Raw genomic sequence first — 10,942 nt, 5'->3', positions numbered from 1 at the left:
ACGATGAGAACAATATTTGCAGAATACAATCCCAAGCGCAACCGTATTGATGTTTACACCTCTGTTGGCTATATGCTCCGCATTGACTGTTTGGAAGCTGAAAAGAACTTAAAAACCACACCAGGATCAGACTGTGCATTAAACGCACTCGCCATTGATGAACCTCTTGAATATGCAAAATTATATCTTGATGGAAATTTGCAGATGTGGGTAGATGCGGAAGACTCATTAGATATTTTTTAATTTTTAAACAAATACAACAGTTTAAATCGCTATTAACCACAATATTTCCGGAAAATTCATCATAGGTTTGTGCAAATGCAAAGAAACGGCGGCTCTGAAAATCAAAGCCGCCGTTTCATAGGCGCGTGAAAATGTGTCTGCTCTGCGACGGCTTTTTTTCTTTTGCCGTCGCGCTGCAGATAACCTATTCGTTCTATTTTGAACTTCTTTTATGCTACCTGATGTCTGCAATAGGAATGAATCGCCAAGAATGTAAACACAAATAATTCAATTCCTGCCGAAATCAAAATAACATGCGGTGTCCAGAAACTCATTCCACCGATATTCAGATAATTGAAATCTGCAAGCTGAGAAAGGAAATTGTTCTGCATACCAATTCCGGCAGATGGAAGTATGGTAGAGAGCCATGTTGCTCCCATCGCTACATAAGCAAAAAGCGGCATGAGAAGAACTACAATAGAGATCAGCAAAACTGTCAATGTGTCTTTACATTTTGCAGACAGGAACAACGTACAGCTAACCGTTGCTAATACAGAAAGTAAGCCCGCTGCTGCGAGAATTATCTGCAACTGCCCCAGATTGATGTTTGGCAGATTAATGATAGAGTATCGCATCTGAAACGATGTTTTTAAGCAATCCGTCCCGAACGCTGCATCTAAAATCAGAATGTGTACCGTGATCCCGACAAGGAAAGTAACAACGAAAAGTGTAAATGCCGCCAGAATTTTGGTAATTGCTAATTGTTTATGCCCGTATTTGGTGGTTCGCAGGATGCTGTCACCGCCCGTTTGATATTCTCCGGCGAAAGTAGATGCTGCGATTGCCACACACAAAATAGCAAGGAACAAAATATAAAACTCAATATAATCAAATGCATCTTTTGAAATTCCAGAATGAAGATAAAATGGCGTATCAAGTTCTGAATATTTTTCAAGAGCTTTCTGCTGTGCGGTTTCGTTTTCTCTTTGCTCATTCCGCATGACATCCTGTAAATGTTCTGCGCACTTTTCATAATAGGCTCCGTCAATGTCATTCGGGTCAATATCCATTAAATCAGCACCAATGCCTGTTACTGGATCAGCAAACGCTTCGGACAGACCCATCAGCAAGTGACGGAACGGGACGATTTTTTCAATAAATACAGCCAGAGGAAAGCCCTCTTCCTCGACTGCCCCATATTCTCGAACGCAGCTTTGATAAGTTTCCAAAGCCGATTTGATCTTATCCGGGGTCACTTCACCAGCGGATGTTTTATATAAATCTTGTTTGTACTTGATAGCTGCCAAGCCATCTAATTCTGTAACCGTGCCATCTTCGTTTGGACGGTTAATACCCTCAAATGAAATAGGCAGGTATGCCATAGCTACGGAAAGCAAAAGTGCGATTGCAAGTAAAATCAGGGTGCGCCGTGATTTCAAAATACGTTTTAGTTCAAGTCTAAAGAGCCGCATATTATCTGTCCTCCTTTTCCAAGTCTGTCTGCGGGAACAACCACAGATACAGATCCTCCAAGCGTGGTTCTGTTGCCACAGAACCTTCAATTTCTGAATGCTCAGACAAATAACGGATGGAAACTTGATTGTGATCCTCACCGCGCTGATTGATAATGCATAGCCGCATTTCATATTCCGGCAGCTTTGAGGCCGGAATTATGCAATTCCAAACCTTGCCCTCAATCCGCTTGACAAGTTCTGCGGTAGTTCCGACATCAACAATTTCTCCGGCTTTCATAATTGCGTTGCGCGTAGAAATATATTCTATGTCAGATACGATATGGGTGGAAATCAACACGATTCGATCATGCGAAAACTCGGAAATGAAATTCCGCAGACGCACGCGCTCTCCGGGATCAAGTCCTGCTGTCGGTTCGTCCATGACAAGTATCTCCGGGTCGTTCAACATAGCCTGCGCAATACCAACACGACGCTTCATGCCGCCTGACAGATTGGAGATTTTTTCCTTTTTCACATCGGAGAGCGAAAGAATGTCCAACAAATGATTGATCTTTTGGGTGGTTGCCCTTGTAGGAATATCTTTCAGCGCAGCCATATACTCCAAATAATCTTTGACCGTAAAATCCCGGTGATACCCAAAATCCTGCGGCAGAAAGCCAAACTTGCTTCGGTAGACTTCACCTAACTTTCGAATGTCTTTTCCGTCATAGTAAACCGCTCCGTTGGTTGGTGTCATAATATCAGCAATCATGCGCATGAGCGTGGTTTTCCCTGCACCATTCGCCCCCAAAAGTCCCCAAACGCCGGGAGTCAATGTCAGATTGACATCATTTACTGCTGTTTTGTCTTTGAACTGCTTGCTTAAATGCTCTATTTTCAGTTCCATGCTTACACTCCTTTCTTTTGCTTCAGCTGAACAATAAAAAGCCCTTGTTCGATAATCATTGTATCGAACAAAGGCTTTTCAATCTCAAAAATCACACGCTTAAATTCCTAAGTAATTCCTAAGATCACATTCTTATTTTCCTAAGCGGAAAGGGGTAATGTAATCACAAAGTCTATAGTTTCGTTTTGACTGGATGCAGTAATCTTTCCACCATGTAAATGTATAATTTCTTCCGCAATAGAAAGGCCAAGCCCCGCACCACCTGTATTAGAAAGCCGAGCATCATCCAAGCGATTGAATTTTTCAAATATACTGTTAAGCTGTTCCTGTGGAATTGTTTTTCCACGATTTTCAAAAGTGATCTGTATATCATGCTCTAACCGTTTGGCGGATATAATGATCTCTGTCTGCGGGTAGCTATATGACGCTGTATTTCGTAAAAGGTTACTGAAAACTCTCGCCAGCTTTTCGGGATCAGCGTTCACGGATAAGTTGTCCTCCGCAGTAAATACCGCCGTGTTGCCATTTGCAGAGAGTGTCGGGTATATTTCATCTATTACCTGCGCAATCAAACAATGTAAATCTATATTTTCTTTTTTGATAATGACCGTATGTGCATTGTACTTGGTAATTTCAAAAAGTTCATTGATGAGCTTTTCAAGGCGTTCTGCCTTATTCAACGCAACTTTTACATACTTTTCCTTTTGCTGTTCAGGCATGTCAGGGGCTTCATGGAGCAGGCTCAAATAGCCGATTACTGTTGTGAGAGGGGTGCGTATATCATGTGCCAGATACATAACAATTTCATTTTTCTTTTCTTCTGCCTGCTTTGCAGCCTGTTTGCTCAACAGAACAGACATTTTGATTTGATTGAGTTGTGCCTCCAATTCTTTCAGTGGGTCAGACAATGATACGGTATGATTGTTCTGCTCATAGACCGTTTGGGTCGCATCAATTACTTCATCCAGATAGCCCCACGGCTTTTTCCAATAGTAATTGAAAATACATACAAAGCCGATCATCAGATACAAAATAAAAAGCAGATCGAGCCGCCAGTAGAGCCATGCAAAAATACCGTTGTCAAATTTTGAAAAGATGTAGTCCAAGATAAGGGTCAAACCATATCCAACAACGGTATAAACCAGCAATGATAGGTATAAGCGCACTTTAAGGCGCTTTTCTGTTGTCATTTCTTTCTTCGACATGAGAATACACCTCCTACCGATTAGCAAACAGAAGAAAGCCAAGCAGACCAATTACGACAACACTTACTATGCCTGCCAGAATGGAAAACAGTCTGTTTGCTTTTATTCTATTTCCGATTAACCGGGCTGCCATCGAATATACAGCAAGCCCCAAAAGACCACCTGCCGTATTTGTGAGTACATCAGTAATATCAGAACGTCCGACTGCTAAGATATACTGCATAGTTTCCAATAAAAAACTTGTTCCAGCAATCAGCATGAACTTCACATATAATTTTGTTCTTGGCAGAAGCATTTGAAGATAAATGCCCATAGGAACAAAAATCAAGAAATTTTCGAGTACCTCTGTTAAGTGAAATGCTGCGCCAACTTCTTTGTCATAGTGAAAAGGAATAAGGTTTATACTTCTTACTTTATCCAGATCACTGATTGAAAACTGTAGTTTGAACAGTATGATCCAAACCAGAAGTGCCAGATAAATTAAGAATAAAATAGTTGCCAAACAATTTGATTTTCTCTTCATAGCGTTCTCCTTTCACTTAAATTTTGTAGCCGACACCCCAAATCGTTTTAATATACTGCGGAGTATCGGAAGTATCGTTCAGTTTCTCGCGCAGATGTCGGATATGCACAGTAATTGTGCTGCTGTTTTTAGAGTAGTATTCATCTTTCCAAACCGCATGAAACAGTTCCTCAATGCTTACAACATTTCCAGCACTTGACAAAAGGACGTGGAGAATAGAAAACTCTGTCGGGGTTAGAGAAACAGGTTCCCCATCCAACAAACATTCGTGGGTTTGAACATTCAAGCACAATTTGTTATAGGAAAGTTCCGATGGAACTTTCTCTGTGATGATACCGGGCGAATATTTCTTGTAACGTCTTAACTGCGCTTTCACTCTGGCAACTACTTCAAGTGGGCGAAAAGGTTTTGTCACATAATCGTCCGCGCCCAATGTCAGCCCTGTTATTTTATCCGTTTCCTCAATTTTAGCCGTTAGCATTATGATTGGATAAGTGTATTTCTTTCGGATAAGCTGGCAAAGTGAAAAGCCGTTCATATCCGGGAGCATAATATCCAGAATGGCAAGATCAATGTCGCCGCTTTCAATACACGACATGGCATCCGTTGCGCAGTAAAATTTATAAACGACGTAATTTTCGTTTTTCAAGTAGACCTCCAACAGATCCGCTATATCTTGCTCGCCATCTATAATCAATATCTTTTCAGACATATTTTCAACTCCTTTGCTCATATTTCCAATTAAGTATAGCAAATACAACATCTAAATTCACAATGGATTGCCTGAGAAATTATTAAGATTTTCCTAACTTTCGAATTTAGGCAACTCAAAATGCTAACGTAAATTACATATCAGTTTTTTATGCGTCATACATATTCTCCAATATACTTCCATATAATGCACAGATTGACTTCATAATTGTATGCCATGAAATATCAGCAGCATAAGAATAATTTTTTTGATATGTTTTCCATAAGGTCTCCATAACCGGACTTGATTCAATTTCATCAAATATTTCTCTTATATCCTCAGCTTCTATCAGGTCTAATGTTCCCCTTTTTTTGGCTGTAGCTACAAGTGCAGTCCATAAAACTTGTTTTTGGAGTTGTTCTCCATACAACTTTTGTAAAATATAAATATCATAAAAATCTCGCATTCGTGTATTTGTAACGTTTCGACTAACAACAGTTTCCAATTTTTCAGCCAATACCGTTTCCAGATTATATGCCCATACCTCAATAGTGCGGTCTTCAAGCTCGCACATAACCCATCAATCGATTTACGCATATCCGTTCTTCTACAAACAATGTAAATCGCATCAACATTTGAGATATCTGCTAACATACCGGTTCCTTTAATGCTTCCATCAGGATTTTCAGAAGCATGGGCTGAACCGTATTATTCATGCGGATCAGCAGGCCCTTCGCTTCGATTTCAATCGTATGTGAATTGTCAAGGTACATGGAAGTGGTCCCATTATCAGGGATCATTTCTGACGGAGACAGCTCCGGCTCTATGGCGATCTGTACTACAATCCTGCTTATGGGATGTAAGATCAAGCGTAGTTGCTTTACCGACTGGCTCTGGTATCTGGCATGCCCTTTTCCTTAACCGGGTAACTGCATTGTAAAAACAGCTGGGAGAGATCCCATGTTCATGACACCATGCAGCATCCGTCAAACCGCTTTGGCGGCACTCAGTTACCAGCTCCATCCATTCTTCCATGGAACGCCTTGGGGCACGTTTATCACTCATAATCAAACCTCCAGTTATGGTAATTTTCACTTTCCTATCAAAGAAAGTGGAGTAAAAATCTATTTACTATCATTATGAGTCATAAACGGATAGATAACTATCTACCCAGAAATTAAGCGCTTACATTTGATATACGTTACTTTTGAAAATGAGGAAACTAAAAGAGACAGCCGAAGCTGTCCCTACTGTCGTACTACATGATTCAATTTTTCATATCCAATATTTTCAGAAATCTTCCCAATGATTTACTGTGTTTCTACAGACCGTAAAGCATAAAATTTTCTGTCACTCAAACTGCCTGTCTTACAAATTTACAGTGTTTTTATTTTTTCAATTAAATATTTTACATCCTTTGATAATGATCCACTCTCATATGTTTTAACCATACATCCGGGAAAATATCGATTATAAATATCTATTTTTTGCGACCAACGGGTATCATAGTCTTCTTTTCCTAGCATCCCCACATGCTCCCAGTATATCTTCCGATTATTGGATAATTTAATCGTAAAATCTGGTTCTATCCATTTATTGTTATCATAAAACAGTTTTTCTTCATATTGATACTCTAATCCTGACTCATGAAGTAAATTACAGATAATTACTTCCGATTTACTTCTGACATGTTTTCCATCAACAGTTTCATAAATCTTATTCAGGTTATGTTTATCAGTTCCAAGATAAGATGCTATTTCCTGATGTAAATGCAAAGAACTGGAATTATTATCAAGCACATATACAAAGTAGTCCAGAAGGTCATGTTTATATTTTTTCTTTTCTTCTATGCAGCTAAGCATTTGTTCCATATCTGTTTCTTCGATGTCTACTTTATTTATCTTCAGAATCAGCCATCTCTCCAAAGCTTTTTTTGTTACCGCTGTTCCATTTACAATAGCTCTATATATGTCATGTGCCAAACGTTTCGGTTCAACACAGCACTTTTTCGCAGTAAGAATAAATCCTTTCTTCTTTGTGCAATTATAATATTTCTCAATTACTGAATCCTTTATCAGTTCCAAAGATTTTAAATCAGCAAACCCTTTACACGCAATCTCCAACAAACCAGCATCCAGATAATACGGCAGACACTGCTGTATTTCTTCGTCATCAAAATAAGAAAGTGTCGCATATCCAGGTTTAATTGCAATTTTCTTATAAACGCACTCTAACTTTTCTTTTGTTGGAAACGATCCATCTATAAAATACCGTTTTTTTACTTCAATATTTTTATTGGAATACAAAAGATACGCATTTGCACCATGTCCATCTCTTGCTGCCCTTCCAACCTCCTGGTAATACTGTTCTACTGATTCTGGAATCATAAAATGAATGACCACTCTAATATTCGGGATATCAATCCCCATTCCAAAAGCATTTGTTGCAAATACTATGTTAATTTGCTCAGTTTTAAATTTATCAATGATTTCAGTCCTTTCAGCTGCAGACATATCTCCATGAAAAGTAACCGCCTTATATCCTCTTTCGATGGCAGATGCACATAAATCCTCTACACCATTCTTACTATATTTCCGATACACATAAACCAATATTTTCTCATCCTGGTGTGTTTTTATGATTTCCCAGAATTTATCCACTTTTTCTTTTTCATCCGAAAATTTTTGTGTATGTAACTGGATTTCACTTCTCATCAGCAAATCCTGAATAATGATGTTAGACTTATTTATGTGAAAAGAGTTACAGATATCACCAAGTTCCTTTGGATTTAGGGTAGCTGTTAACGCAAGTATTTTACACCATTTATTTTCACCAAATAGCTGATTCATAAAATCCGGAATTCGTTTATAAAATGGTCTGAAACTCATACCCCACTGGCTTACACAGTGTACTTCATCAATGACTAATAGTTTTATATCCTCTTTTCGGCATGCTAAGCAATATTCTAAAAATCCATCGGTTGCAATTTTTTCCGGACTTAGAAAGATAAATTGAGGCGTAGTCTTTTTATTTGCCAGATCTGTCAGTAACTTCATCTGTTTTATAGCAGACACACCTCCATGGATTGCCAACACATCATATCCCTGTGCTTCAATTTTTGCAGCCTGTTCGCTAATCAATGCAGTCAATGGAGAAACAACAATACTAATTCCCCCAAGTTCTAATGCACTCATCCAATATATCAGTGATTTTCCGCCACCAGTCGGCATAATACATAATGTATTTCCATGTTCAATTACATTAGATATCACTTTCTTCTGAAAGTCTTTTAATTTAAAATCAAAGTCTGGGAAATATTTTTTCAGATCATCATCTAATTTATGCAAAACCTCTTCCTCCATCTCTAATCTGAGCTTTTAAAAAGCTTGTTTCTTCATCATGCACATTCTCTACAAATGACAAAAAGGAATCCACTATCACATATCGATAATCTGTATCAATGTATGCGCCCAATTCCGTTGCTTTATCCCTTAATAATTTGTAAATTTCAAATGCATAGAACGCAAATAATTTATATGGATAAAAATAATTCTGCTGTGTGAAACTTTTTCCCACATCAATCATCAAAAATTCAGAATCTGTTTTACAACCAAATGTTTTCTTATCTGTCAGATACCATAATGCCCATATCGCATTCCTGCTACGGTTAGGGAATGTATTTGGATACACTTTATACATCATTTGACTTTTTATTCCACCACCAATAACACCATAAACGGTAAACGCTTCCGTATTCATATTCTCCAGCCGCAAATCCTCATACTGCTTAGCATCCTCATATGTTTTAGGATCATAAACATCATTCTGATATTTTTCCCCAAACTGGCTCAATGTCTGAACAACCTGTAGCAATTCATTTGGATCTGAAATACTAAATTGACTTTTATACTTGCCTAATTCCTTTGCATTACTGAACAATGTATTTTTTATAATCGGACATTCATATTTTAAAGTCTTTGATTTAAAACTGACGGATCATATTCTGCCTCTTCCAGTGCTTCTTCATCAAATAATTCTATATATGCATTCCTGTCTTTTTCAAAATCATCAATGGCTTCTCTTATGATACGCTTATAATTTTGTGACCAATCTTTTTTTTGCCTTTTTTCATCTGAGCAAATCCCCATTTTTCTTTTCATTTTCTCAAAGTCTTCCTGTGATATTCCGTTTCCTGCCTCTGTCTGAATATATTTTTCAAAATAAGTATCAAAATTTTTCTTAATTTCACTTACTACATTCTGAATATGCGTATGATCATAACAAATCTCCTCGACATCCCATGAATCATTATCTACAAACATAAAAATATCCCTCCAATACTTCATTTCCCGTTTTATTTATTTCTGTAAATCATCATATTTATATAAACATATTATTTCAAATACATCCTGGCAAAAATTTTTTTAGATATCTGAACCTGTCCTTTTTATTTTAAAACTGTACTGTCTACTCATATTGTTCATACGTCATAAAAGCATTTCAAATTTTTCATCTATCCTTCTTCTTTCTGTGCCATCCGTACCATCTTTTCAAATGCCTGTGCAAAATGTTCATCATCCTCACCTGTCCGCTTTTTCGGACCTTTGATGTGATTTTTGCTGGAGCTTCGTCTGGCTTTTTTATTTATATGCCGTTCCATCAGCATCTGGTCAATATTTTCATCCGTATACCACTTTCCGGACTGGTGGATCGCATATGCGCCTTTTCCAAGAGCCATTGCTGCCACACCATAATCCTGTGATACTACAATATCCTCTCTATGGCACAGACTGATCAGTTTATAGTCTACTGCATCTGCTCCCGCGCCAACCACGATCACTTCACTATATTCAGATGCAAGCACATGGTTCGTATCACAAAGCAAAGTAACTGGCACATCATATTTTTCAGCTATTTTCTCAACGATTCCTACAACTGGGCAGGCATCGGCATCTACATAAATCTTCATATTTTCTCAAGTTCCTTTATTTTCTGCAACAATCAAAAGACAGCCCTTTTTCCTAGGTACGATTCTACTGTATTTGCAATACAATCACCTGTCAAGTATTTCCTTCTGGCTCTCTACTATTCGTATGGATTATAAGTATATAGCCATTTACACAGCCAACAGCCACACCATTTTGCCAATTTTTATATCTTCCAATTAAAACAAAAACAGGCTCTGATTCAGAATCTCTCTAAATCAAAGCCTGCCTGATACGTTTGCTACCTAAATATGTTTTTCCAACCAATAGATCAAAATCCCGCTATATGGTTCTTTCATTTCCCGTTGTTCCGTATAATGATCCATCAATTTTTGATAATATGACTTTGGTGCTGTTTTATTTGGATATTTTCCGGCAATGTTCCTATGTAATGCAGAAAGTGCCTGTCGGCGACATTCCTTTAATCTACGTGCTTCACAGTTCAGATTTAATCTTAGGTTCAGATCTTCATTTACATCCTCATCATCAGAATAAATCGTACCGTCAGAAGCATACTTGATATCCGTCAATGTCCTGCCATCAAACACGTTGATTTTTTTCATATCCTGCTTGTCAACTTTTAAACTGCCTCTCTTCGCATCACAGCTTTTATCCTCATTAGAGTGTGCATTACGGTTTCCCAAACATACAGCCACCATATTTTTATAATTCAAACGTTCTTTTTCATCTGTCACCGCCTGTTGAATGCAATGTTCTATCGTAGCTCTATGCTTACCGTCACCCTCATCAATCCTGCTCATGCAGTATGCACAAAGGTGTCCCTGTTCCGAAAGCAGACTTTTCATCACTTTCTCTTTAACATCGCCTTTCATATCTGCATAAGACGCAAACTCCTTTTTTTGATACTCCAAAAGTTCCTTAGGTTCCGTTCCTTTTTTTATTTCTATCATACACATTCACCCTTACATCTGCTCTAAATCCAGTTGTATATGCA

At 38.0% G+C, this 10,942-nt stretch carries 14 protein-coding genes; 1 reads left to right on the top strand and 13 read right to left on the bottom strand.

From position 1 onward, the window contains the following. On the top strand, positions 1-243 hold a 243-nt coding region (locus HMPREF0373_RS06270), incomplete at its 5' end, for a DUF6061 family protein (protein WP_021738816.1). A gap of 209 nt (positions 244-452) precedes the next feature. On the opposite strand, the gene HMPREF0373_RS06265 is transcribed toward HMPREF0373_RS06270, so the two are convergent. From HMPREF0373_RS06265 to HMPREF0373_RS06215, 13 genes are all read right to left on the bottom strand, one after another. Further along, positions 453-1,694 carry an ABC transporter permease subunit gene (locus tag HMPREF0373_RS06265; protein WP_021738815.1) on the bottom strand — a complete coding sequence of 414 codons (1,242 nt, stop codon included), beginning with the start codon at positions 1,692-1,694 and terminating at the stop codon, positions 453-455. 1 nt (position 1,695) lies between these two features. After that, positions 1,696-2,583 (bottom strand): ABC transporter ATP-binding protein, encoded by an 888-nt coding sequence (locus HMPREF0373_RS06260; protein WP_021738814.1) that lies wholly within the window; start codon positions 2,581-2,583, stop codon positions 1,696-1,698. 140 nt (positions 2,584-2,723) lie between these two features. Continuing rightward, on the bottom strand, positions 2,724-3,788 hold the full coding sequence (locus HMPREF0373_RS06255) for a sensor histidine kinase (RefSeq protein ID WP_021738813.1): 1,065 nt from the start codon (positions 3,786-3,788) through the stop codon (positions 2,724-2,726). A 13-nt stretch (positions 3,789-3,801) separates the two neighbouring features. After that, entirely contained in the window at positions 3,802-4,311 is a 510-nt protein-coding gene (locus HMPREF0373_RS06250) for a VanZ family protein (RefSeq protein WP_015526351.1), read from the bottom strand. A 16-nt stretch (positions 4,312-4,327) separates the two neighbouring features. Beyond that, complete coding sequence (locus tag HMPREF0373_RS06245; RefSeq protein ID WP_187118755.1) at positions 4,328-5,023, bottom strand: response regulator transcription factor; 696 nt, start codon at positions 5,021-5,023, stop codon at positions 4,328-4,330. A 148-nt stretch (positions 5,024-5,171) separates the two neighbouring features. Next, complete coding sequence (locus HMPREF0373_RS06240; RefSeq protein ID WP_021738811.1) at positions 5,172-5,576, bottom strand: nucleotidyl transferase AbiEii/AbiGii toxin family protein; 405 nt, start codon at positions 5,574-5,576, stop codon at positions 5,172-5,174. A gap of 73 nt (positions 5,577-5,649) precedes the next feature. Continuing rightward, positions 5,650-5,802: a hypothetical protein gene (locus HMPREF0373_RS17300; protein ID WP_021738810.1), complete on the bottom strand. Its 153-nt coding sequence runs from the start codon at positions 5,800-5,802 to the stop codon at positions 5,650-5,652. After that, the gene (gene tnpA / locus HMPREF0373_RS06235; protein WP_021738809.1) at positions 5,792-6,067 is read right to left on the bottom strand and encodes an IS66 family insertion sequence element accessory protein TnpA; all 276 of its coding nucleotides are present in this window, start codon (positions 6,065-6,067) and stop codon (positions 5,792-5,794) included. Before tnpA ends, HMPREF0373_RS17300 begins: the two co-directional genes overlap by 11 nt. A 311-nt stretch (positions 6,068-6,378) precedes the next feature. After that, a complete protein-coding gene (locus tag HMPREF0373_RS06230) occupies positions 6,379-8,349 on the bottom strand; it encodes a RecQ family ATP-dependent DNA helicase (RefSeq protein WP_242831193.1) in 1,971 nt (656 codons plus the stop codon). Further along, complete coding sequence (locus tag HMPREF0373_RS17295; RefSeq protein ID WP_242831192.1) at positions 8,342-8,854, bottom strand: hypothetical protein; 513 nt, start codon at positions 8,852-8,854, stop codon at positions 8,342-8,344. Before HMPREF0373_RS17295 ends, HMPREF0373_RS06230 begins: the two co-directional genes overlap by 8 nt. 116 nt (positions 8,855-8,970) lie before the next feature. Next, complete coding sequence (locus tag HMPREF0373_RS17290) at positions 8,971-9,324, bottom strand: hypothetical protein (protein ID WP_242831191.1); 354 nt, start codon at positions 9,322-9,324, stop codon at positions 8,971-8,973. Positions 9,325-9,515: 191 nt separating this feature from the next. Then, entirely contained in the window at positions 9,516-9,971 is a 456-nt protein-coding gene (locus HMPREF0373_RS06220) for a YaiI/YqxD family protein (RefSeq protein ID WP_021738805.1), read from the bottom strand. Positions 9,972-10,232: 261 nt separating this feature from the next. Beyond that, complete coding sequence (locus HMPREF0373_RS06215) at positions 10,233-10,898, bottom strand: HNH endonuclease family protein (protein ID WP_021738804.1); 666 nt, start codon at positions 10,896-10,898, stop codon at positions 10,233-10,235. Positions 10,899-10,942 lie beyond the last annotated feature (44 nt).

The sequence above is a fragment of the Eubacterium ramulus ATCC 29099 genome (assembly GCF_000469345.1).
Lineage (GTDB): Bacteria > Bacillota > Clostridia > Lachnospirales > Lachnospiraceae > Eubacterium_I > Eubacterium_I ramulus.
The sequence above is the reverse complement of the archived record's forward strand: the minus strand, read 5'-3'. Positions and strand labels throughout refer to the sequence as shown.

Coding starts and splice junctions, on each gene's coding strand:
- HMPREF0373_RS06265 (WP_021738815.1), bottom strand. CDS start 1,694: ATGCGGCTCTTTAGACTTGAACTAAAACGTATTTTGAAATCACGGCGC.
- HMPREF0373_RS06215 (WP_021738804.1), bottom strand. CDS start 10,898: ATGATAGAAATAAAAAAAGGAACGGAACCTAAGGAACTTTTGGAGTAT.
- HMPREF0373_RS17290 (WP_242831191.1), bottom strand. CDS start 9,324: ATGTTTGTAGATAATGATTCATGGGATGTCGAGGAGATTTGTTATGAT.
- HMPREF0373_RS17300 (WP_021738810.1), bottom strand. CDS start 5,802: ATGATCCCTGATAATGGGACCACTTCCATGTACCTTGACAATTCACAT.
- HMPREF0373_RS06245 (WP_187118755.1), bottom strand. CDS start 5,023: ATGTCTGAAAAGATATTGATTATAGATGGCGAGCAAGATATAGCGGAT.
- tnpA (WP_021738809.1), bottom strand. CDS start 6,067: ATGAGTGATAAACGTGCCCCAAGGCGTTCCATGGAAGAATGGATGGAG.
- HMPREF0373_RS06250 (WP_015526351.1), bottom strand. CDS start 4,311: ATGAAGAGAAAATCAAATTGTTTGGCAACTATTTTATTCTTAATTTAT.
- HMPREF0373_RS06240 (WP_021738811.1), bottom strand. CDS start 5,576: ATGTGCGAGCTTGAAGACCGCACTATTGAGGTATGGGCATATAATCTG.
- HMPREF0373_RS06260 (WP_021738814.1), bottom strand. CDS start 2,583: ATGGAACTGAAAATAGAGCATTTAAGCAAGCAGTTCAAAGACAAAACA.
- HMPREF0373_RS06220 (WP_021738805.1), bottom strand. CDS start 9,971: ATGAAGATTTATGTAGATGCCGATGCCTGCCCAGTTGTAGGAATCGTT.
- HMPREF0373_RS06255 (WP_021738813.1), bottom strand. CDS start 3,788: ATGTCGAAGAAAGAAATGACAACAGAAAAGCGCCTTAAAGTGCGCTTA.